This window comes from Nonomuraea sp. NPDC005692, from assembly GCF_040631115.1.
Taxonomy (GTDB): domain Bacteria; phylum Actinomycetota; class Actinomycetes; order Streptosporangiales; family Streptosporangiaceae; genus Nonomuraea.
Map to the genome: position 1 here is coordinate 36,347 of NZ_JBEXYU010000042.1, position 22,558 is coordinate 58,904.

At 71.0% G+C, this 22,558-nt stretch carries 16 protein-coding genes; 7 read left to right on the forward strand and 9 right to left on the reverse strand.

From position 1 onward, the window contains the following. Positions 1-134 precede the first annotated feature (134 nt). Genes ABZ459_RS46800 through ABZ459_RS46825 form a run of 6 tightly spaced genes read right to left on the reverse strand, consistent with a single transcriptional unit; the run spans position 135 to position 8,459 of the window. Positions 135-1,349 carry an alpha-L-fucosidase gene (locus tag ABZ459_RS46800; RefSeq protein WP_357985894.1) on the reverse strand — a complete coding sequence of 405 codons (1,215 nt, stop codon included), beginning with the start codon at positions 1,347-1,349 and terminating at the stop codon, positions 135-137. Further along, a complete protein-coding gene (locus ABZ459_RS46805) occupies positions 1,346-3,541 on the reverse strand; it encodes a right-handed parallel beta-helix repeat-containing protein (RefSeq protein ID WP_357985897.1) in 2,196 nt (731 codons plus the stop codon). The genes ABZ459_RS46800 and ABZ459_RS46805 overlap by 4 nt, the downstream gene beginning before the upstream one ends. After that, positions 3,538-4,908 carry a M1 family metallopeptidase gene (locus ABZ459_RS46810; protein ID WP_357985899.1) on the reverse strand — a complete coding sequence of 457 codons (1,371 nt, stop codon included), beginning with the start codon at positions 4,906-4,908 and terminating at the stop codon, positions 3,538-3,540. The genes ABZ459_RS46805 and ABZ459_RS46810 overlap by 4 nt, the downstream gene beginning before the upstream one ends. Before the next feature lie 2 nt (positions 4,909-4,910). Then, positions 4,911-6,578, reverse strand: a complete 1,668-nt coding sequence (locus tag ABZ459_RS46815; protein WP_357985902.1) for an extracellular solute-binding protein — start codon at positions 6,576-6,578, stop codon at positions 4,911-4,913. Positions 6,579-6,604: 26 nt separating this feature from the next. Then, on the reverse strand, positions 6,605-7,492 hold the full coding sequence (locus ABZ459_RS46820) for a carbohydrate ABC transporter permease (RefSeq protein WP_357985905.1): 888 nt from the start codon (positions 7,490-7,492) through the stop codon (positions 6,605-6,607). Then, entirely contained in the window at positions 7,479-8,459 is a 981-nt protein-coding gene (locus tag ABZ459_RS46825; protein WP_357985908.1) for an ABC transporter permease subunit, read from the reverse strand. The genes ABZ459_RS46820 and ABZ459_RS46825 overlap by 14 nt, the downstream gene beginning before the upstream one ends. Positions 8,460-8,627: 168 nt before the next feature. Here ABZ459_RS46825 and ABZ459_RS46830 point away from each other — a divergent pair, with 168 nt between their 5' ends. The 6 genes from ABZ459_RS46830 (at position 8,628) to ABZ459_RS46855 (ending at position 17,974) form a co-directional block, all read left to right on the forward strand. After that, positions 8,628-9,668 carry a hydroxyacid dehydrogenase gene (locus tag ABZ459_RS46830; RefSeq protein ID WP_357985911.1) on the forward strand — a complete coding sequence of 347 codons (1,041 nt, stop codon included), beginning with the start codon at positions 8,628-8,630 and terminating at the stop codon, positions 9,666-9,668. Continuing rightward, positions 9,665-10,744: a LacI family DNA-binding transcriptional regulator gene (locus ABZ459_RS46835; protein ID WP_357985914.1), complete on the forward strand. Its 1,080-nt coding sequence runs from the start codon at positions 9,665-9,667 to the stop codon at positions 10,742-10,744. Before ABZ459_RS46830 ends, ABZ459_RS46835 begins: the two co-directional genes overlap by 4 nt. A 112-nt stretch (positions 10,745-10,856) precedes the next feature. Then, positions 10,857-12,191: a M60 family metallopeptidase gene (locus ABZ459_RS46840; protein ID WP_357985917.1), complete on the forward strand. Its 1,335-nt coding sequence runs from the start codon at positions 10,857-10,859 to the stop codon at positions 12,189-12,191. A 168-nt stretch (positions 12,192-12,359) separates the two neighbouring features. Continuing rightward, complete coding sequence (locus tag ABZ459_RS46845) at positions 12,360-13,745, forward strand: M60 family metallopeptidase (RefSeq protein WP_357985920.1); 1,386 nt, start codon at positions 12,360-12,362, stop codon at positions 13,743-13,745. Next, positions 13,742-16,099: a polysaccharide lyase 8 family protein gene (locus ABZ459_RS46850; protein WP_357985923.1), complete on the forward strand. Its 2,358-nt coding sequence runs from the start codon at positions 13,742-13,744 to the stop codon at positions 16,097-16,099. Before ABZ459_RS46845 ends, ABZ459_RS46850 begins: the two co-directional genes overlap by 4 nt. A gap of 3 nt (positions 16,100-16,102) precedes the next feature. Next, entirely contained in the window at positions 16,103-17,974 is a 1,872-nt protein-coding gene (locus ABZ459_RS46855) for a DUF2264 domain-containing protein (RefSeq protein WP_357985926.1), read from the forward strand. A 724-nt stretch (positions 17,975-18,698) separates the two neighbouring features. On the opposite strand, the gene ABZ459_RS46860 is transcribed toward ABZ459_RS46855, so the two are convergent. Together ABZ459_RS46860 and ABZ459_RS46865 are read right to left on the reverse strand one after the other, a co-directional pair. Beyond that, positions 18,699-18,989, reverse strand: coding sequence for a hypothetical protein (locus ABZ459_RS46860; RefSeq protein WP_357985929.1), 291 nt, complete (start codon positions 18,987-18,989; stop codon positions 18,699-18,701). Between the two features lie 305 nt (positions 18,990-19,294). Continuing rightward, positions 19,295-19,666, reverse strand: a complete 372-nt coding sequence (locus ABZ459_RS46865) for a class I SAM-dependent methyltransferase (RefSeq protein ID WP_357985932.1) — start codon at positions 19,664-19,666, stop codon at positions 19,295-19,297. A gap of 304 nt (positions 19,667-19,970) precedes the next feature. Here ABZ459_RS46865 and ABZ459_RS46870 point away from each other — a divergent pair, with 304 nt between their 5' ends. Continuing rightward, positions 19,971-21,062: a glycosyl hydrolase family 18 protein gene (locus ABZ459_RS46870; RefSeq protein WP_357985935.1), complete on the forward strand. Its 1,092-nt coding sequence runs from the start codon at positions 19,971-19,973 to the stop codon at positions 21,060-21,062. 645 nt (positions 21,063-21,707) lie between these two features. Here ABZ459_RS46870 and ABZ459_RS46875 read toward each other — a convergent pair. Next, a complete protein-coding gene (locus tag ABZ459_RS46875) occupies positions 21,708-22,466 on the reverse strand; it encodes a neutral zinc metallopeptidase (RefSeq protein WP_357985938.1) in 759 nt (252 codons plus the stop codon). Between the last annotated feature and the right edge of the window lie 92 nt (positions 22,467-22,558).

Sequence of the window (22,558 nt, forward strand, 5' to 3'; positions counted from 1 at the left end):
ACCTCCCACACCCATCCGACACGACGGATGCCCGTGTGGTCGACGTCGAGGGGGGCTTCCCCCATGAACGTGGACACCACCGCCACCACGACAGCTACGCCGACGGTTCACCTACACCCTTGAGGAACGCAGCACTAGGGCCTCAGGAACAGCTCGACGACCGGGATCGTCACGTCGGGGCGGGTGATCGGCAGCCGCAGGGTCAGGGTGTCCTCCGGCAGGCCGCGCAGGTAGTGGTGGAACGGCTCCTTCGGGTCGATCTCGACGAACGGCACCTCCGAGGCGTCGTGCAGGAACTGGGCGTAGGCCACCCGGCCGCCGAGGCCCGGCAGGTGCACGTGCTGCATCGGCCACGACAGCAGGTGCAGGTAGAGCCGGTCGCCGCGTCGGGTGTAGCGGCAGTCGGGCGGGGCCTCGAACTCCGCGGGCCCCGCCCCGTGGATGGACCGGGCGTGCAGGCGCATCCACGCGCCGATCCCGCGCAGCCGTTCCAGGGCGCGCGGCTCGAACTCGCCCCGGGCGTTCGGGCCGACGTTCAGCAGCATGTTGCCGCCCTTGGACACGGTGTCGACCAGCATCTTCACCAGCAGCTCGACCGGCTTCCAGTCCTGGTTGTCGCGGTGGTATCCCCAGCTGCCGTTGAGCGTCTGACACGCCTCCCACGGCCGGTGGCCGGGCACGCCGCCGGGCGGCATGACCTGCTCGGGCGTGGTGAAGTCGCCGCCGCCGAGCCCGAGCCGGTTGTTGACGAGGATGCCCGGCTGCAGCTCGCGGGCCATCCGCTCCAGCTCGGCCGAACGCCACTCGTCGGGGCCCTTGGCGCCGAACCCGCGCCCGGCGTAGGAGAAGTCGAACCACATCGTGTCGATGCGGCCGTAGCGGGTCAGCAGCTCGCGGACCTGGCCGTGCAGGTAGTCGGCGTATGTGGTGATGTCGCGTTCGCCGAGGTCCTCCTCCCGGCGGGGGTGGTAGAGGTCGTTGGGGAAGTCGGGGTGGTGCCAGTCGAGCAGGGAGTAGTACAGGCCGGTACGCAGGCCGCGCTCCCTGAACGCGTCGAGCATGGGGGCGAGCAGGTCGCGGCGGGCCTTGAACCCGGTCAGGCCGGAGTCCCACAGGCAGAAGCCGTCGTGGTGCTTGCTCGTCACGACCAGGTACTTCATCCCGGCGTTGACGGCCTCGTCGGCCCAGGCGGCCGGGTCGTAGAGGTCGGGGTCGAAGTGGTCGAAGTAGCGGCGGTAGCGCTCGTCGTCCATCTTCTCGTACGACTGCACCCACTCGTGGCGGGCGGCCGCCGCGTAGATGCCCCAGTGGATGAACAGGCCGAACCGGGCCTGCGTGAACCAGCTCATGGGTGCACCATGACGGCCGACAGGCCGATCCTGCCGGTGCCGGTCCGCTGGATCCGCACGTACCGGCCCTCGGCGTCCACCGCGACCACGGACGGGCGCAGCGCCCGGCCCGGCAGCGGCACCCGCGTGGCCTGCGCGAAGTCGGGCGTGGCCGAGACCAGCAGCTCGGTGTCGGCCGTGGTCATGGAGGCGTCGTTCCAGATCTCCACCGTGCCGATCCGGTGCAGGCCGCCCAGGTCGACCTGCCACCAGGAGCCGGGCGCGGACGTCGTCCTGGTGTCGGTCACCGTGGAGCCGTCGAGGGCGTTGGCGGCCGCCGCGGTGCCCTCGGTGGCGGATTGGGTGGCGCTGCCCGTCCTGGCCAGGTCGGGTTCAAGCTGCTCGACCGGGCCGGGGCTCGCGCCCGCCGCTGCGGCGACGGCGAGCGCCGCGTCGGGCAGCCGTTCCAGGGCGGTGTGATTGTCCACCTGCCGCGAGCCGCGGCCGGACAGCTCCGGCGCGGTGGTGTCGGTCCAGTTGCCGGTCGCGAGGTTGTCGATGCCGTACCCGGCCCAGTTGGAGATCCACTTGTAGCCGACGCGGGTGATCACGTTGCCTTCGACCGTGATGTGGGAGCTCTGCTCGTCGAGGTAGACGCCGTTGCCGTCGCGCTCGGTGTTGCCGTACGCCGACCGGTTGAGGTAGTTGCCGGAGATCACCGTGCCGGGCTGCGGGCCCTGGGTGTAGATCGCGCCGCCGTCGTGCTGGTCCTCAGCGACCATCATGGCGTCCACGATCCTGTTGCCGGTGATCCGGTTGTCGCGCATGTCCGGGTTCTGGGCCACCGGCTGGTTCCAGCCCCACCCGACCGACACGCCCGAGTACGGCAGCTTCTCCAGCGTGTTGTGGTCCACGCGCAGACCGGACTCGTAGCCCGCCCAGACGCCCACCGCGTCGGTGAACTCGCGGCCGGTCCAGGTGATGGTGTTGCGGGCCACCGTGTTGCGCTCGCCGCGCAGCTCGGCCGGGGGATTGGGGTCGGTGTCGCCGACGTAGACCGCGCCCGACGACAGGTCGGTGAACGTCGAGCCGGTGACCGCCGAGTCCTTGGTGCCGCCCTCCAGGATCACGCCGGCGCCGCCGAGGCGCGCGAACGCGGCGCCGTCGAAGGTCACGTCCCGGCCGCCGCGCACGACGACGGCCGCGGCCGGCTTGGTGTAGAAGCGGCCGGCGTGGTCCTCGGGGCCGGTCGCGCCGGTCAGGGTGAGGCCGCCCTGCGTGCCCGCGTACCCCTCGGCGGTGTCCGGCTGCCGGTAGGCGGCGTGCTCGAAGGTCAGCCCGGCGATCCTGACCCGGCTCGCGCCCTCCAGGCGCAGCAATGTCTCAGTGGCGGGCGCGATCACGTCGTCCAGTCGCTCGCCCGGCCGGGGCAGGTAGGAGACGGTACGGGCGGTCCGGTCGAAGACGAACTCGCCCGGCTCGTCGAGCAGCTCGGCGGCGTTCTCGAAGAAGGACACCTTGGAGTACCGGGAGGAGTCGACCGTCGTCGAGTCCCACGCGGGCCCGGTGCGGCCGGTGCCGCTCGCGGAGTTCGTCCAGCACGGCTGGACGAAGGTGATCACGTCGCCGTCCACGCGGTCGATCCTGCAGCGGTAGTTCCGCCACCTGACCTTGATGACCGCCTCGGCGTTCGCCGGGTCGGCCCAGCCCGCGACCCCGCTCTTAACCGCGCCGGTCATGCCCGTCTTCGTCGCGTCGCAGGTCGAGGCCGGGCACGACCCGCCGCGTGCCCGGACCGCGCGTACGCCGCCGACGAAGAGCTGCCGGGGCGAGAGTCCCTCGGGGACGGGCGCGACCTGGAGGCGTCCCTCCTGCCGCCAGCCGGTGATCGGCACGCCGCCGGACAGCACCGGACGAGCGCCGGGGGCGGCGGTCCAGGTCACCGTGTGCCCGTCGGGGCCGGAGTCGCGCCGGTCCAGGACGAGCGGCGCGGCCATCCGGTAGACGCCGCCCGCCAGGCGGACCTCGACGTCGCGGTCCATGCCGCCGGCCAGGGCCTCGCGGACCTTGTCCCGCGCGGTCTCCAGGGAACACGGGTTGACCTGGTTGCAGGCCGCGGACCGGCCGTCCGGGGCGACGTGGAAGACCTTCGGGGCCGGGGCGGCCGCGGGGGCCAGGGCCAGGGTCAGGGCGAGGGCGATCGCGGCGTTCACATTCCCTCCAGCGGGGGGTTCTGGGTGCCGAAGAGCCAGGCGCGCAGGAATCCGTCCAGGGCGGGACGGTGGGCGGTGGCAGCGGCGTGGGTGATGAAGTCCTCGGTGGAGGCGTTGCCGTCCTTGTTGCGCTGCACCCACCGGCGCATGATCCGGTCGAACGTCTCCTCGCCGACCTCGGTGCGCAGGGCGTACAGGACGAGGGCGCCGCCGTCGTAGATGTTGTAGCCGCCGAGGCCCTTCGGCCTGCCGGGCGGGCCGTCCTTGGCGCGGACCTCGTCGAGCTTGGCGTACACGCCGCGCATCTTGTCGGCCAGCGGCTGGCCGCCGTGCTCCTGCGCCCACACGGCCGCGTAGTAGACGGCCGGGCCCTCGTTCAGCCAGGCGTCCTGCCAGGTGGCGGGGGTCACCGAGTCTCCGAACCACTGGTGGACGAGTTCGTGCACCATCGTGTTGGAGTACGTGGGCCGGTCGAACCACCCGGTGCCGAACAGCGACAGCGTCTGGTTCTCCAGCGCGTCGCTGTATCCCGGGTAGATGTGCACCCCGTACGTGGAGAACGGGAACCGGCCGAACCTGGCCTCCGCCCAGGCGATCTGGGTACCGGTCTCGGCGGCGATCGGCGCGTACCTGGCCTCCTGGCCCTGCGGGACGACGTGCCGCAGCGGGAGCGCGTGCGGGCCGGTGCCGTAGACGTACGTGCCCTTGACCACGGCGAGGCCGATCAGCTCCGAGGCCATCGGCTCACGCTCCTCGAACGTCCACGTGCCGCCGTCACGGCCGGTCAGCTCGCCGTTGGCGGTGGCGACGTACCCCTCGGGGGCGGTGACGCGAAAGGTCCAGGTGGCCTTGTCCGACGGGTGGTCGTTGACGGGGAAGAACGTGTCGGCCCTGCTGGACTGCGCGGCGGCGGCGAACCCGCCGTCGGGGCCGAAGCGCCAGCCGGTCAGGCCCGCGCGCGGCGCCTTGCCGTTGCCGTGGAAGCGCACCTCGGCCTCGAACGGGACGTGCTCGCGCAGCGGCTCGGCGGGCGTGACGGTCAGCTCCTGACCGCTCTGCCCGGGGGAGAGCGCCCAGGTGGCGGGCTCGCCGTCGACGGTGACGGCGTCGATCGCGTGCCCGTCGGTGTCGAGGTTGAAGGACGACAGGGCCTGGGTGGCCTTCGCGGTGAACCGTACGACACCGGAGAAGTCGTAGGTGACGGGGGTGAAGTCGAAGGAGACGTCGTAGTGGCGCACGTCGTAGCCGCCGTTGCCGAGCGTCGGGAAGAGCGGGTCGCCGAGGCCGGGCGAGCCCGGCGACGGGGGTACGGCGGCGGCGGTGCCGAGCAGCGCGGCGGCGACGAGGGCGATGATAATCCGCTTCATGGTCAGCCCGCCTTCGGTGACTGCTTGAGTGCTTCCTCGAACTCGGCGCGTGCCTGGTCGCCGCCCTGCGCCCGCCAGTCCTTGACCAGCTTGTCCAGGTCACTCAGCGGCGCCCGCCCGGCCACGATGGAGGTCACGCGGTCGGTGCGCATGGTGTACAGCGACTCGTACTTGTTCTCGTTGGCGGGGGAGTACAACCCGACCGTCGGGTCCTCCACGCCCACGGCGATCATCTTGCTGATCGCGTCGTGCATGATCTTCACGGCCTCCTTCGAGGAGGAGTCGAACAGCGCCTGCGTCGGCGCGGCGACGAACTTCCACGGCACGGCGGTGTCCCGCCCGCCCTGCTCGGTCAGCACCGGCGCGCCCTTGGCGTCGCGCGTGTGGTCGGTGCCCTCCAGGCCGTAGTTGAACAGCGTGTACTCCTCGCTGCCGAACGGCGAGGCGAAGAAGTCGGCCACCCGCAGCAGCTCCTTGGCCCGCTGCTCGTCGCTCTTCTTCAGCATGGTGATCGAGACGACGATGTTGTTGAGGAACGCCTTGGCCTTCGGGCCGACCGGCGTGAGCGGCCGCGGATCGGCCGTCGGGTCGATCTTCTTGGACGTCTGCAGGTAGCCGGTGGGTCCGAGGTAGGCGGGCAGGCCGTCGTAGACCATCGCGGCGTGGCCGGAGTTGAACTCGTTCTTGCGCTTGAGGCCGTCGAAGCCCTCCGAGCCGGGGTAGATGACGCCCGCCTCGCGGAGCTTGCGGACGTACTCGACGGCCGCCTTGTACTCCTCGGTCTCGATGGCGTGGACGAGCCTGCCGTTCTCCAGCCGCCAGGCGTTGGGGGCGCCGAACAGCTGCGAGAAGATCGACAGGCCGTACACGCCGCCGACCATGGTGAGCACGCCCCACTGGTTGTCCTTGGGCCTGGTCACCTCCTTGAGCAGCTCGAACAGGCGGTCCATGTCGGAGATCTGCGACAGGTCGGTGACGCCCGCCTTCGCGAACATGTCGGCCCGGTAGAAGCCGAGCCCGCCGACCATGTTGCGTGGGATGGGGATGCCGTACAGCTTGCCGCCGACGATGCCCTGCTTCCAGAACACCTGCGGGATCGCCGCCAGGTTCGGGTACTCCTTGACCGCGTCCCCGCCGAGCAGCGCCGTCAGGTCGGTGCACTGGCTGGCCGCGAACGCGGGCAGGTTGTTCACCCCCTGCGACTGGATGTAGGTGAACATGTCGGGCAACGTGCCGCCCGCGACCATCGTGTTGAACTTCGTCGGCCAGTCGTCGGACGAGACCGCCTGCACGTCGGCCGTCCCGCCGAGCCGCTTCTCCACCTCCTGCCACGCCGGGTTCTCCGCGCGGCCGGGCGGCGGCGGCAGGAACGTCTGCACCGCGATCTTCACGGTCCCGCCCGACATCGGCGGCTTGGCGACGGCCCTGAACAGCTTGTCCGGATAGGTGAAGTAGCCCTCGGGCACGCCCGTGGGGCTGCCGGGCAGGTCGGGGGTGAGCGTGCCGGCCGGCGGCGTGTACGTCGGCAGCTTGATGGTCAGCCCCTGCGCCTTGGCGGCGGGCGCGGCGGACCCGCCACCGCAGGCCGCGAGGGCGGAGGAGGCGACGACACCCGCCGCCGTGGCGGCGCCGAGCCGGAGGAATCCTCGGCGCGAGACGCTTTCTCTCATGGGATCTTCCTTGGGGGGTTGGGGGGTCAGCCTTTGACGGCGCCGGTGAGCACGCCCTTGGTGAAGTAGCGCTGCAGGAAGGGGTAGACGAGCAGGATGGGCACGATCGCCACCACGAGCACGGCCATCTGGACCGCCTGCACGGGCGCCGGCGCCTCGGCGGCCGTCACGGTCTCCATCGAACGGCCCTGCAGGACGAACGTGCGCAGGATCAGCGGGAGCGGGAACTTGTCGGAGTCGTCGAGGTAGAGCAGGGCGTTGAAGAAGGCGTTCCAGTAGCCGACGGCGTAGAACAGCGAGATCACCGCGAGCACCGCCTTCGACAGCGGCAGCACGATCCTGACGAGGATGCCGAAGTCGCCCGCGCCGTCGATGCGGGCGCTCTCCAGCAGCTCGCGCGGCAGCCCCATGAAGAACGAGCGCAGCACGACCAGGTTGAACGCGCTCACCAGGCTCGGCAGGATCAGCGCGCCGAACGAGTCGATCAGGCCGACCTGCTTGACCAGCAGGAAGTTGGCGATCAGGCCCGGGTTGAAGAGCATGGTCAGCAGGGCGACCATCAGGATCCAGCGCGAGCCGGTCACCTCGCGGCGGCTCAGCCCGTACGCCATGCCGATGGTGGCGAGCATGCTGGCGAGCGTGCCGACGGCCGTCACCAGCACGCTGACCAGCAGCGCCCGCGTCACCACCCCGCCGCTGAGTATCGTCGAGTACGCCGCCAGGCTCGGCGCGGACGGGACCAGCACGAACCCGCCCGCCCGCGCGATGTCGGACTCGGCCGACAGGCTGGTGCCGATGACACCGACGAAGGGGTAGGCCACCAGCAGGACGACCGCGGTGAGGATCGCGCCCTTGAGGATCAGGCCGGGCGTGGAGGGCCGCTCCATCCAGGCCGGCCGGCTACTTGTCGCCACCGCGGTACACCCCCTCGTGGCCGAACAGGTGGGCCACCTTGTTCGCGCCGAGCACCATCGCGGTGCCGACGATGGTCTTGACCAGGCCGACCGCGGCCGCGGGTCCCCACTGGCCGTCCTTGACGCCGTTGAAGTAGACGAACGTGTCCAGCACCTCGCCCGCGTCGGGGCCGACGTTGTCGCGCTGGAGCAGGATCTGCTCGAAGCCGACGGACAGGATGCTGCCGAGGTTGAGTATCAGCAGCAGGATGATGATCGGCGTGATGCCGGGCAGCGTGACGTGCCACAGGCGGCGCCAGCGGCCCGCGCCGTCCATGGCGGCGGCCTCGTACAGGTCCTGGTTGATGGCGAGCAGGGCGGCGAGGAAGATGATCGTCGCCCAGCCGGCGTCCTTCCAGATCACCTGCAACGTCACCAGCAGCGGGAAGACGTCGGGGTCGGTCATCATGTCGTAGCGCGGCAGGCCGGCGCTCTGCAGGAAGTTCGGCAGCGCGCCCGCGCCGCCGAGGATCTGCTGGAACACCGAGACGATGATCACCCAGCCGATGAAGTGCGGCAGGTAGACCACGCTCTGCACGAACCTGCGCACCCTGTCGCTGACCACGCTGTTGAGCAGCAGTGCGAGGGCGATCGGTGCGGGGAAGAAGAGCACGAGCTGGGTGAGGGTGATCTTGAGGGTGTTGCCGAGGGCGTTCCAGACGCCGGGGTCGCCGAAGACGGTGGCGAAGTTCCGCAGCCCCACCCAGGCGCTGTCGATGAAGCCGATGTAGGGCTGGTAGTCCTTGAACGCGACCACGTAGCCGAACAGCGGCCCGTAGTGGAAGACCAGGAAATAGATCAGCCCGGGCAGCGTCAGCAGGAGCATCACCCGGTCGCGCCGGAGGCGCCGCCACAGCGAGAGCCTGCGCGGCCTCTCGCCGGACGACGACGCTGTCCCGGCACGGGGGGCGTCGAGGGTAGCGGTCATGCGCTGGGTCCTTCCAGTTGGCGAGGAAGCTAGTAAGCGCTTTCATGCTTCGTCAAGCCCTTGGCTGGAAGTCGTGCCGTTCTTGGCCCGGCTCCTTGACCTTTGCGCAGGTGAAGCCCTAGCGTGCCGCAGCAGTGCGTAGAACGCGCTTACTATCGGGAGATGGACGTGGGCAGACAAGAGGCGCCGGTGAGACCTCCGCACACCCGGCCGAGACCGCGCGCCGTGCTGGCGATGGCGCCTGGGGTGCGCGAGGAGGTGTTCGGGCACGAGGCCCTGCGCCGCCTCGGTGAGCTGACCGAGCTCCACGACCGGGTGCTGCACGAGGTCAGCTCGCCGGACGCCCTGCGCGCGCTGGCCGAGGCCGAGGTCCTGGTGACCGGCTGGGGCTGCCCGAAGATCGACGCCGGGCTGCTCGATCGCGCCCCCGGCCTGCGCCTCGTCGCGCACGCGGCGGGCACGGTCAAGACCTTCCTCGACCCGGCCGTCCTCGAACGCGGCGTCCGGGTCTGCAGCGCGGCCGACGCCAACGCGGTGCCCGTCGCCGAGTTCACCTTCGCCGCCATCGTCTTCGGCGCCAAGCGGGCCTTCACCCTGGCCCGTCGCTACCGAGAGCGCGGCACCCGGCGCGACTTCTCCGGCCTGCCCTGGCTCGGCACCCGCGGCATCACGGTCGGCCTGGTCGGGCTGTCCAGGATCGGCCGGCGCGTCATGGGGCTCCTCGGCGGCCTCGACGTGGACGTGCTGGTATACGACCCGTACGCCGACCCCGCCGGGATCGCCGAGCTCGGCGGCACGGCCATCGACCTCGACACCCTGGTCAGGCGGTCGCACGTGGTCAGCCTGCACGCCCCCGAGACCCGCGAGACCCGCCGCATGCTCGACGCCAGGCGGCTGTCGATGCTCCGCGACGGCGCCGTCGTCGTCAACACCGCCCGCGGCGGCCTGGTCGACACCGACGCGCTGGTCAAGGAGGTACGCAGCGGCCGGCTCGACGCGATACTTGACGTCAGCGACCCCGAGCCGCTCCCGGCCGGCCATCCGCTGTTCGACCTGCCCAACGCGTTCGTGACCCCCCATCTGGCGGGCGCGCAGGGCAACGAGCTCGGCAGGCTGGCCGAGTCCACGCTCGGGGAGATCGCCCGTTACGCCGCCGGGCTGCCGCTGCTGCACGAGATCGATCGCGGCGAGCTCGACCGAATGGCATGATCGACAGCGAGGAGGTGCCGGTGACCGAGCCGAGCCTGGCGACGATGGCCGACGTGGCGAAACGCGCGGGCGTCTCCAGCGCGACCGTGTCCCGGGTGATCAACGGCAACTACCCGGTCTCGGCCGTCACGCGCCAGCGGGTCGAGCGGGCCATCGCCGAGCTGGGCTATGTCGCCAACGCCCACGCCCGCGCCCTGGCCGGAGCCACCAACAGGACCGTCGGGATCATCATCAACGACGTGATCGACCCCTTTTACGCCTACATCGCCCGGGGCGTCGAGCGCGAGGCCACCAGGCACGGCCGCCTGTGCATGGTCTGCTGCACCCACGGCAGCCACGAGAAGGAGCTCGCGCTCATCGACCTGCTGCACGAGCAGCGAGCCGACGCCGTCATCCTGGTCGGCGGCGCTCACGAGGATCGCGCCTACGCCGCCCAGGTCGCCCGCCGGGCCCGCGCGCTGCATGCCAGCGGCTCCACGCTGGTGCTGTGCGGCCGGCCGTCGCTCGGCGACGACGTGCCGACCCGGGTCGTCGAGTACGACAACGAGGGCGGCGCCTTCGCGATCACGGACCACCTCATCACGCAGGGGCACCGGAAGATCGTCTTCCTGGGCGGGCCGCCGAGCCTGTCCACGACCGTCGCGCGGCTGGCCGGGCACCGGCGCGCGCTCGCCTTCCGCGGCCTGCCCTACGACAAGGGACTGATCCACCTCGGGCAGCTCAACCGCAGGTTCGGCTACGACAGGATCCGCGCGCTGCTGGCCGACAAGCTCGACTTCACGGCGCTGTTCTGCGCCAACGACACGGTCGCGGCGGGCGCGATGCAGGGGCTGGAGCTCGCGGGCGTGCCGGTGCCGGAGGCGGTCTCGGTGGTGGGCTACGACGACGTGCCGATCGCGCAGGAGCTGCGGCCGCAGCTGACGACCGTACGCATCCCGCTGGAGGAGCTGGGCCGCCAGGCCGTACGCCTCGGCCTCGACGTCGGGGACGACGACGACTACCTCTCGCCCGTGCAGACGATGGCCAAGGTCGGCACGAGCATCGTGGTCAGGGCCTCGGTCGCGCCGCTGCCGTAGGAAGCGCTTACTGATCATGGCTCCGGATTGCGGCGTGGAGCAGGGATAGAAAGCCGCAGAAAGATCCAGTAAGCCCTTGACCGGCATAGTAAGCGCTTACACAATCCCTGCCATGACCCCCCTCACACGCAGAACCTTCCTCGGCACCTCCATCGGCGCGGCCGGAGCGGTGACGGGCGCGGCCCTGCTCGGCTCCCGCCCGGCCCTCGCGCGCACAGCCCTGGCGCGCCCGGCCGGCCAGGAGGCGCGGCACACCGTGACACTCAGGGCCAGGCCCGCGGCCGAGGGCGAACGCCTCCGGCTCCAGCAGGCGCTCAGGACCACCGAGTTCCACCCCACCCGCGTCCACCTGCCCGCCGGCACCCCGATGGCCGTCGAGGTGACCGCCCCCGACGGGGTGCTGCCCACCCTGTACGTCGGCGCACCCGACACCCACGCCGACGTCGCGTACAAGAACCCGCGCGCCTACCGGCTCACCGAGGGCGTCACCACTGTGACCGACCCCGGCGGCGGGCTCGTCTACCTGGCGCTGACCGGCGACGGGCAGCGCGCCAGGGTCAAGTTCCTGTCGGGCGGGGTGCGCGTGCCGACGTTCACGCTGGGGGAGAGCACCGAGGCCGAGTTCCAGTCCCAGCTCGACACGCTGACCGCCGCACCGCAGGCCGAGCTGGTCTCGCCGCACGCCATCGTCACGATCACCCGCGACGGCATGCTCGCCTGGCGCGACCAGGACCACGGGGAGCTGCTCCGGCTCCTGGAGACGATCATCGCCTCGCACGCCGCGATCTCCGGCCTGTCCGCCGCCGAACGTTCCCCGCTGCCCTTCCACCTCGTCGAGGCCCCGCGCATGCCCACGGGCGCCGGCGCGTACGCCACCCACGGCTGGACCGCCTACCCGCGCACCTACCTCGACCGGCTCATCGCCGTGGACGGGCTGCGCACCCGGGGCTGGGGCGTCTACCACGAGCTCGGGCACCAGCACCAGCAGATGGCCTACAAGCCGGAGGACCTGACCGAGGTGACGGTCAACGTCTACGCGCTGGCCGCGCAGCGCACGCTGGCGCAGCCGTCCAACCTCACCAGGCCCGACGCCAAGACGGGGCTCACGCCGTACCGGAGCGCGCTGGCCAAGCTGCCCGCGGCCGACTTCCGCAGGTTGGGGGCGTACGAGAAGCTCGTGCCGTTCCGGCAGCTCGAACTGGCCTTCGGCGGGGACTTCCACCCGCGCCTGCACCAGCTGGTCCGCGAGGAACGTCCGGCCTCCGACTACACCGAGTCCGCCAAGCGGTGGGGCAACCTCGCGATCTACACCTCGCGGATCGCGGGGGCCGACCTGTCGGGCTTCTGGACCCGCTGGGGCGCGCCGCTGACCGCCGAGTACCTGGCCCGGGTCGCCGCCCTCGGCCTCCCGGCCCCCGCCGCCGACCCCTCGACGCTCACCGACTAGGAGCCCCCCATGCCCCCTGCCCGCCCCACCCCCACACCCCCTGACGGGACCTCCGCCCGTCCCGCCTCGCCGTCCTTCGACGGGGGTTCCGCTCGTCCTGCCCCGGCGGCCCCCGGGCGGGCTTCCGGCCCGTTCCCCGATGGGGGGCTTTCTCGCAGGGGGGTGGTCGTGGGGTTGGCCGCAGCTGGGGGTGTGGCGTTGTCGGGCGCCCCCCGGGCCGCGGCTGCCGAGGTGCGGCGGGTCGCGGTGCCCGGGGCGCGTAGGGCCGTGGTGCTGCGGGGGCGGCCGGCGGCGGAGGCGGAACGGCTGCGCATGCAGACCGTCTACCGTACGACCGAGTTCGTGCCGACCGGCCTGTACCTGCCGCCCGGACACCCCCTCACCCTGGAGGTACGCGCCCCCGACGGCCCCCGGCCCACCCTGCACGTCGGCGCCCCCGACACCAACCCCGACACCGCCTACCGGTACCCGCGCGCCCACCCGCTCACCGAGGGCGTCAACACGGTCACCGACGCGGGCGGCGGCATGGTGTACCTGTCGTTCACCGGTGACCGCAGGGCGAACGCGGTCGTGCGGTTCGGGCCGGAGGGCGTCCCGGCGCCGACGTACGTCCTGGCGCCGAGCAGCGGCTGCGGCGACCCGGCGCTGGCGACGCGGGCGGCGTGGCAGGGCCGCCCGTCCTTCGTCGCGCCCGTGTTCGCGCCCGAGGGCACCACGGAGGCCGAGTTCCAGGCGCAGGTGGACGCGTTCACCCAGGCGCCCTTCGTCGAGCTGGTCTCGCCGCAGATGATCGTGACCGTCCGGCGCGAGACCTTCCTCCAGGTGCGCGACCAGGACCACGCCCGGCTCATGACCCGACTGGAGCAGGTCGAGAACGTCGAGGCGGCGATCTCCGGCCTGGACGGCTCCGCCCCGCTGCACGCCCCGACCCCGCTCGGCCGGCACCTGGTCAACGTACGCCCCGAATACGGCCCCAAGTCCACCGCGTACGCCACCCACGCCTACACCGCCTACTACGACGCGTACGCCACGACCCGCCTGCTCCTGCCCGACAAGGTGCGGACCACCGGCTGGGGCGTCTACCACGAGCTCGGGCACCAGCACCAGCAGATGGCCTGGCGGCCGGGCGAGCTCACCGAGGTCACGGTCAACATCTACAGCCTGGCCGTGCAGCGGCACTTCGGGATGCCGTCCAACCTGGTGACCAACAACGCCTACGAGACGGCGCTCGCCAAGCTGCCGGTCGCCGACTACGCCGGGCTCGGGGCGTTCGAGAAGCTGGTGCCGTTCCGGCAGCTCGAACTCGGGTTCGGTGACGACTTCTACCCTCGGGTGCACCGGCTGGTCAGGGAGGAGACGCCGCCGTCGTCCTCGGGGGACTCGGCGCGGCGCTTCACGCTGATGGCCCTGTACTTCAGCCGCGTCGCCGGACGCGACCTCTCCGGGTTCCTGCGCGCGTGGGCGTTCCCGATCCCGGAGAGCGGGTACGCCGAACTGGCCGCGCTCGGCCTGCCCGCGCCGGACGCCGACCTGACCCGGCTGAGCGAGCGATGACCAGCCGCCGCGCCTTCCTCGGCGCCGTCGCCGCCGCGCCCCTGCTCACCGCGACCCCGGCCTGGGCCGGAACCATCCGCCGCACAGCGGCCTCGGGGGCGGACGTAGCGCCGGGTCCCGCCGACTTCGCCGGGCTCCGGGACAAGGCGGCCGAGCTGATCACGGGCGGCGACCTCGACCCCCGCGACCCGGCCTTCGCCGCGCCGCTGGCCCGCCTGGACGTGGCCGCCTCGGCGTACCGGGCGTCGATGAACCTGGCTCCCGGACGTACGCACCTGTGGCCGGACCTCCCGCTGACCGGCGTGTCCGGCGACATAGCGACCAGCCACCAGCGCCTGCGCGCGCTGGCCACCGCCTGGGCGAGCCGCGGCTCGGCCCTGTACGCCGAGGAGACCCTGGCCGCGCAGATCATCGGCGGCCTCGACTTCCTCTACGAGCGCGCCTACAACGAGGGCAAGCGCGAGACCGGCAACTGGTGGCACTGGGAGATCGGCGCGCCGCGCGCGTTGATGGACACCTGCGTGCTCATGCACGACGCCGTCGACGCGGGACGGCGGGCAGCCTGGATCCGCGCCGTGGACCGCTTCTGCCCGAACCCCGACCGCCGGACGAACCTCACGAACTTCGCCGAGACCGGCGCGAACCGGGCCGACAAGGCGCTCATCGTGGCTTTGCGCGGCATCGTCGGCGAGAGCTCGGACAAGATCGCGCTCGCCCGCGACGGCCTGTCCGACCGGCGTGACGCAGGCAAGCACACCCTGTTCGGCTACGTCACCTCCGGCGACGGCTACTACGCCGACGGCTCGTTCGTCCAGCACGACGTCGTGGCCTACACCGGCTCGTACGGCGTCGTCCTGCTCCAGTCGGTGAGCGCGATCCTCGGCCTGCTCGGCGGGAGCGCCTGGCAGGTGGACGACCCGGCGGTGCGGGTCGTGCTGGACGCGGTGGAGCGCACGTACGCGCCGTGGATCCACGACGGGCTCATGATGGACAGCGTGCGCGGGCGGGCGGTGTCGCGGCAGTTCAACCGGGACCACGACTCGGGCCGTGACACCGTGGACGCGATCCTGCGCCTGGCGGCCGGCGCGGGGGAGCCGTACGCGGCGCGGTTCCGCGAGCTGGCAAAGGGGTGGATCGCGCGCGGCCGGTTCCTGGAGGGCGCCGACGTCGCGGCCACCGCGAGGGCCGTCGCCGTGCTCGCCGACGACGCGGTCGCCGCCGCGCCCCGGCCGAGCGGCCACCACGTGTTCGCCGACATGGACCGCGTCGTGCACCGCCGTCCCGGCTGGTCGTACGCGATCAGCCTGTCGTCGAAGCGGATCGCCCTGTACGAGTGCGGCAACGGCGAGAACTACCGGGCCTGGTACCAGGGCGACGGCGCGACGTACCTCTACCTCGACGCCGGCCACTACAGCGACGGCTACTGGCCCACGGCCGACTCCCACCGGCTCGCCGGGACCACCGTCGACACCCGCCCGCGCGACCCGGCCGTCTCCTCCGGCGGCACCGGCACGGTCCGCCCGAAGAACGCCTGGGCGGGCGGCGCCACCGCGGACGGGTACGGCGTCGCCGCGCTCGATCTGATGGCCGTGGGGACCACGCTCACCGCCCGCAAGACCTGGGTGTGCCTCGACGACGCCGTCGTCTGTCTCGGCGCCGGGATCACCAGCGCCGACGGCCGCGTGATCGAGACGGTCGTGGAGAACCGGCGCACCTCCGCCCCGCTCACCACCGGCGACGGCTGGGCGCACCTCGAAGGCGTCGCCGGGTACGTCTTCCCGTCCGGCCACCGGCCGCGCTCGCTCACCGAGCGCCGTACCGACACCTGGCGGTCGATCAACGACGGCGCGAGCACACAGGGCACGGACGCCACCGTGACCTGCGACTACACCACCCTCTGGCTCGACCACGGGATGAGCCCGTCCGGCGCGGACTACGCCTGGGTCATGCTCCCGGGCGCCACGCCCGACCGGACGCGCGACTTCGACCGTGCCGAGATCCTGGCCAACACCGCGACCGTGCAGGCGGTGCGCGCGCACGGGCGCTCGGCGGGCGGCGGCGAGCTGTTCGCGGCCACGTTCTGGGCGGCGGGGGAGGCGGGTGGGGTGTCGGCCTCGGCTCCCTGCGCGGTCCTGGTCCGGCGGGCGGCGGGACGGACGACCGTGGCGGTCGCCGACCCCGGGCGTACCGTGGCGGCGGTGACGCTCGTGCTTCCCCATCCCGCGCACGCCCTGGTCAGGGCCGACGACACCGTCTCGGTCACGACGGGCGAGCGGCCCTGCGTCACCGTCGATCTGGCCGGCTCCCGCGGCCGGTCCCACACCGCCGTGCTCGCCGTCGGCAAGAAAGGCTGAACGTTGATCCCTCCGTACCTGTCGCTGCCGCCGACCGACCGCGTGCTCTCCTCGCGCACCGGCTGGACCCGCGCGCACTGGGAGGCTCTCGCCGACCGGCTGCTCGGGGCGGTGCCGCCGTACGCCTCTCCCGGTTTCGCGCAGATCCGGCTTCCGGGCCGGGCGAGCTGGTCGGGCGTGGCGCTCGACGGGCTGGAGGGGTTCGCGCGCACGTTCCTGCTCGCCGCGTTCCGCCTCGCGGGCGCGGCGGGCGACGTCCCCGACCTCGCCGAGCGGTACGCCAGGGGCCTCGCGGCGGGCACCGACCCCGGCAGCGGCGAGGCGTGGCCCGAGCTGACCGACTGCTCGCAGCAGATGGTGGAGGCCGCCTCGATCGCGGTCGCGCTGCACGAGACCCGGCCGTGGCTGTGGGACCGGCTCGACGACGGCGTACGGGACCGGGTCGCCCACTGGCTCGGCGGCTTCGTCGGCAAGCGCACCTGGGACAACAACTGGATGTTGTTCCAGACGGTGACGGAGGAGTTCCTGAAGTCGGTGGGCGGGCCGTACGAGCAGCGGGAGATCGACCGCGGCCTTGAACGCATCGAGGACTGGTACGCCGGCGACGGCTGGTACACCGACGGCGGCTCGCGCAACTTCGACTACTACTGCGGCTGGGCGCTGCACCTGTACCCGCTGCTGTGGACGCGCATGTCGGGCGACGCGGAGCGGGCCGGCGTGTACACGAGCCGCCTGCACGAATTCCTCACGACATATCAGCATTTCTTCGGTGCGGACGGCGCGCCCGTCCACCACGGCCGCTCGCTCACCTACCGCTTCGCCGCCCTCGCGCCCGTCTGGCTGGGCGCGCTCACCGGCGCCACCCCGCTCGCGCCGGGCCAGACCAGGAAGCTCGCCTCCTCCGTGGCGCGCCACTTCGCCGAGCGCGGCGTGCCGGGCCCCGACGGGCTGCTCTCCCTCGGCTGGTACGAGCCGTTCCTGCCGGTGACGCAGGCGTATTCGGGGCCCGCGTCGCCGTACTGGGCGTCGAAGGGGTTCCTCGGGCTGCTGCTGCCGCCGGACCACCCGGTGTGGACCGAGCGCGAGCAGCCGCTGCCCATCGACGAGCACGACGTCGTCGCGGCCGTCCCCGCCGCGGGGCTGCTCCTGCACGGCACCCGGCACGACGGGATCGTCCGCCTGCTCAATCATGGCAGCGACCACGGCGCGCCGCCCGACGACCCGCACTACGCCAAGCTCGCCTACTCCACCCGTACCGCCCCCGAGGCAGCCGAGCACGCCTGGGCCCGCGATCTCGACAACCACCTCGCGCTGGTCGCGCCCGGCGGCACCCCCTCGCGCCGTACCGCGATCACGCCGCTGACGTGCGCGGACGCCACCGCCTCCTCCTCCCATCGGACCGCGGGCGGCGCGCTCGTCACCAGCACCTCGGTCGTCCGCGGCCCCTGGGAGCTCCGCGTCCACGAGATCGCCGGTGGCGAGGGCAGCGGTGAGGGCGGCGTGCGTGAAGGTGGGTTCGCCGTGGCCGGGGACGTGCCGCCGACTGTGGCGACCGGGCGCGGATGGGCGATGGCGCGCCGCGCGGACGGCCTCACCTCCGCGATCGTCGCCCTGTACGGCTGGCGGCGGGCGAGCGTCGCGCGTGAGGTCGAGTCCAACGCGTTCGGCCCGCACTCTGCCGTCCCGTGCCTGCACGCCGACAAGCCCGGCCTGCACGTCTCGCTGGTCGTGCTCTCCGGCGACGCCGTGCACCCGGCCGCCCTCCGCGACGCGGTCACCGTGGACGTCTCCGCCCGCGAGGTCGTCATCGGCTTCCCCGACGGCACGTCCACGACCTTGACACGGTCTCCTGACCCGGACCGCAGCGCTTCATGATCGCAGGCCCTGGTGGCCGGCGACGCGCTCACCGCGATACTCAGCCACGTCAGCGGCTCGGAGATCCAGAAGCTCCTGGACGCGGGCGGCGCGGCCACCGGAGGCTACGCCGGAGCGGGGAACATCCGCCAGCTCTCCGGTGGGAAGGCCGGCTTGTCTTAACAAGATCACTCCCAACAGGGTCGGGATCGGTGCCTGTGACCGCGGGCGTCGATCACTGTCTCTCTCGTACGAGCGGATGGGGGCTGGGGACCAGCTGGGGACCACACGCCCTGTTCACGCCCGCGCGACCTGCAGGCCGACGAATGGCGTGCTCAGTGCATGAGTGCGTTCGACGTGCGAAATGGCTACTCCCATGTTCTGGGGGTCAAGGGGTCGCAGGTTCAAATCCTGTCGTCCCGACCAGGTTTCACTGGTCGGTAAGGGTGTCACTCGAAAGGGTGGCACCCTTTCGCATTGGTGAGCGACTGACTGCTCGGCTACCGGTCGAAGATCGTGTCCATGGCCGCAGCTCCTTGCAGGAGTACGGGGTGGATCTGCTTGCGGTAGACGCCTCGGTGACCGCCGCCCCGCCATGACCGACCAGGCTCTCGCGCAGAGTCCTCGATCAGATGGGAACTCGTCGATGTCCGTGCTGGCGGGTTTTTGATCAGTTCGTAGATCTTGTCCCGTCTTGCACCGAGTTGGTCGGTGACCTTCTCCACCTTGCGCGCGGTCGGCTGTGTCACCTGCCGCCGTCGGCTTCTGCCTGCTGGTTGTCGTCGGCCAGGGCGGCCTCGCGCTGGAGTCGGCGGAGGTGGTTCCAGGCGCGGCGGCCGAGTCTGAGGCGTAGGCCGGTGGCCTGGCATCGTAGGCAGAAGCGCCAGCCACGGCCGAACAGGTAGGGGATGTGGCCGGTGCCGTTGCAGCGGCGATGGCTACGGAACGGGCGTGCGTAACAGTTGTAGATGTAACTGAGCGTGATGGGGATGGCGGTGGCGATGGCTGCGGCAGCAGCGAGCGTGTCCAGGGTCACACCACGTCCTGAGCTGCTCCTTGGGATGCTCGATGGGCAGGGTGCTACCTGCTGCCGACCTGGTCGGAGATTCGCCGAGGTGTGGGTCGCGGCCGGCATCGTCGACAAGCCTGGAGAGGTCCCCTGACGTCTCGCCGAAGCACGCAGGCGTCGTAGATCAAGCAGCGTGTCATCAAGGTGACTGCGTCCCAGGTGAGGTCGGGTCGAATGGCGACGGCCACCGCAGCGATCATTTGGAGTCGTCAAGACAAGAAGAGATCACGCGATGGCCGCAGACCACAGCGCAGATCCGGACGGCTGGATGGTCATCCGTCAACGAGCTGATGGCCCGAATCGCCGGCCGGTTCCATCGCGTCGAACCACGTCGCGCCATGGGAGTCCTTCGTGTGGTCCAGGGTGAGCATGCTTGCCGGGGCGGCGAGGGTGGTGAATCGGTCGAGGCGCAGGTCGGCGGCTTCGTGCGGGAGCGCGTACAGGATGCCCTCGGCCGGCCAGGCGGCCGTCCGCCCCGGGTATAAGCCGGACTCCGTCAGCGCGCGCGGCCAGTCTTGGCGCAGGTCGGTGGCGACCTCGCCGCGGCCGTCGAGTACGGCTGCCTTGAATGCGAGCGCGTCGGCGAAGTGCAACTCGAAGACCTTGGTGCCGGGCGGCCAGGCGGTTTGGAATGGGCGGGGCATTCATGCCGCATGCCAGGAGGACCACCTACTCGCATCCTCGTTTGGCGGCTTCCAGTGGCGCGCGATCGAGGAACTGGGTGCGGACGGTGACCTTTTCGGCCATGACCTACAGGAAACGTGCAGTCGCCGGAGAGGCCAACGGCTGAACCCGGATCAGCGGCCTGACGGAAGTACTTGTCCGACATTCGGTGAGGGGCCACTAGCTGAGCGCTCGTGGCGACGCGAGCCCTTGTGGGACCCGGGTGTGTCCTGCGGGGGAGGGACAGCACCGTGCGGAATTAGTTAACCTCCTTTCCAGTTCCTCGTGAACGGAGGTATCGGCATGCGCCGTCCGGCCGCGCTCGTCTCCTTACTCCTCCCCCTCCTTCTCCTGCCCGTCCCCGCACAGGCCGCTGCGACCCCGCTGCAGGTCTACGGCGCCTGGCACTGCGGTGATGACGCCTGTATCTGGGGCAACGTCCGCAGCCCAACAGACTTCGACGCAAAGAACCACTGGCTGATCGACCGAGGAGACGGCCGCCCCTCGGTCAACCTCGTGGTGCTCAGCTTCGTCCACCCGGTCAAGTTGCTGCACAAGACCACCGACACGCAGACCCTCGACGGCGTGCCGCGTGGCATGACCGCTGACATCGTGAACTACTTCACCAGCCGTGGAATCCGGGTGATGCTCTCCATCGGCGGCATCACGTACACCACCGCGTGGAACTCCGCCCTGGCGGAGAATGCGGCGCAGTTCGGGCGCAACGCGGCCGAGGTCGCCCAGCGGCTCGGCGTCGGCATAGAGATCGACTACGAGGAGAACAGCAGGCCCGACCTGGCCGGTCTGCAGGCCTTCGTCGACGCCTACCGCTCCGCCCTGCCGTACGACGCGAGCGGTGCGAACCCAGCCGCCCGGCTGACCATCGACCTCGCCGCCGGTGACCGCTGGCTCATCGACATCACCAGGAAGGCGACCGCGGACTGGCTGCGCACCGACACCCCGGTCCTGGACTACGCCAACGCGATGGTGCCCGCCCAGCAGCCCAGGAGCTCCGACGCCATCGCCAACTGGCAGGAGCACATCGACGGCAAGACCACCTACTCTCCGCCGATCCCGTCGCTGGCTCCGGCCAAGTTCACCGGCGCGTTCTACATCGCCGAAGGAAGCAAGGTCCGCGCCGAATGCACGAACTTCAGCACCTCGCTGCAGAATTCCACGGGATCGTTCGTCCAGACGGCCGCGCCGAAGGGTGCCGGACTCACTTCCGGCATGCTCGGCTACATGTTCTGGGCCGCCGAACGTCCCTCCACAAGGGGCGTGACCACCGCACCTCCGAACTCCTGCGAGGGAGGAGTGGGCGGCGGCGCCACCGCGTACGCCATCCCCCTCCCGATGCCCGCCCTACGGCAAAGCTGACCGCCTCCCGGGACCGGGCCGCCGGTCCCGGGACAGATCAATTACCCGTCCGAGACTCGGTGACGGGCCACTGGTGTCGTTGCCGGCGCTGTCGAAGCGGGGACGAAACTCAGCAGAGAGGGGAGCGGGCATCGATGACGGACCCAGACCGGCGCCGGACCGGACAGCCCGAGGTTGACACGCTCCCAGACCAGGCCGACGCCGCACATCAAGCGGTGGCCGAGATCGATGGTCATCTTGGGTTGTTGGCCTCTTCTCGCAGGTCAAAGCGAGATGATCTTCCTTTCACGTGGGATGGCCCAAGGGGCCGGCGTCGACCCGAGTGACGGTCCGTGCCTCGCCTGCGATTGTGGGTGGAGGCGGTCGCGCTGTCAGGCGCTGGGATTCACGGCAGCAGCACTGTGCAGAGGCCCAGGATGCGCAGCATCAGCCACTTCAGCACGAAGGTCATGACCAGCGCGGCCACAGAGGCTTCCTGGATCACCATTTTGAGTGACGGGGAACATACTGATCGCTCTCGGAGCCCTGGTTCAGTCGGATGCAGGCGCCACCGGGGGAGATCGTCTCAGGCCTTGAGCATCTACGGGCTCACGCCGGCAAGAGGCTGATCACGGCCGCGCGGCGCGTCCTCCCCCTGGGCGCGGGCTATTTCACCCTGGCGGCCGGAGCCGTGAGGGTGTTGCAGACGGACGGCGACTCGGACTCGAACCCCCGCCTGATCCAGTAGACACGATTGGACGCTTTGCCGAAGCCGGCGAAACTGCCGTCGATAACGTGCCGATCGATGTAGTAGTCCTGGCCGTGCTCGCGCGTGTGGCCGAGCGAATCCCAGACACTGCCGGTGAACGCCCCGGAGAAGCAGAGCGTCTGCAGCGTGTACCTGGACTGAAGGGCCAGCGCGTCCCGCTTGGACAGCTTCTTCATGGTCTTGGCCACGGCGTTCATGATGCCCGCGACGTTCTGGACATGGATGGCATAGCCCGCGCTGAGGGCCTCCAGCAGTTGTGGCTTGTCGATCTCGCCCTTCAGCCCGTAGTCGCTGACCATCATGTGGACGGTCTTGGTGTTCGTGCAGTAGACGCTGTCAGTGGCGTCAGGCGCGTAGATGCCGCAGGAGGTCTTGACCCGCTCGCCGTACGACAACACCACCTTGGGCTTGGTGTACCGCAGACCGGCCTTCGTCAGCAGCGGCCCCCACGCCTTGTCCAGACAGAGGGAGACCTCTTCGACATAGCGCCGGAACACCTCGACGTCGGCGCTGGCCGCATACGGCTCCTCGCAGGTCTTGAGCGCGAACTTGCCCGCCTTGTACAGCGGGTTCTTGGTCAGCACGGCCGGGGCCGACGCGGCGCCGGCCGTCCCGCTGAACGCGGCGCTGGTGAGCACGCCGACGAGTAATGGCACGATCAAGGAGCTCGGACGCATGGCACCGGACTTTACCTAGGTGTCAGCCCACATGCGCCCAAACCCACATTGACCCGACCAGGACCGTGGCC

Coding starts and splice junctions, on each gene's coding strand:
- ABZ459_RS46800 (WP_357985894.1), bottom strand. CDS start 1,349: ATGAGCTGGTTCACGCAGGCCCGGTTCGGCCTGTTCATCCACTGGGGC.
- ABZ459_RS46810 (WP_357985899.1), bottom strand. CDS start 4,908: ATGAAGCGGATTATCATCGCCCTCGTCGCCGCCGCGCTGCTCGGCACC.
- ABZ459_RS46815 (WP_357985902.1), bottom strand. CDS start 6,578: ATGAGAGAAAGCGTCTCGCGCCGAGGATTCCTCCGGCTCGGCGCCGCC.
- ABZ459_RS46825 (WP_357985908.1), bottom strand. CDS start 8,459: ATGACCGCTACCCTCGACGCCCCCCGTGCCGGGACAGCGTCGTCGTCC.
- ABZ459_RS46835 (WP_357985914.1), top strand. CDS start 9,665: ATGATCGACAGCGAGGAGGTGCCGGTGACCGAGCCGAGCCTGGCGACG.
- ABZ459_RS46840 (WP_357985917.1), top strand. CDS start 10,857: ATGACCCCCCTCACACGCAGAACCTTCCTCGGCACCTCCATCGGCGCG.
- ABZ459_RS46850 (WP_357985923.1), top strand. CDS start 13,742: ATGACCAGCCGCCGCGCCTTCCTCGGCGCCGTCGCCGCCGCGCCCCTG.
- ABZ459_RS46865 (WP_357985932.1), bottom strand. CDS start 19,666: ATGCCCCGCCCATTCCAAACCGCCTGGCCGCCCGGCACCAAGGTCTTC.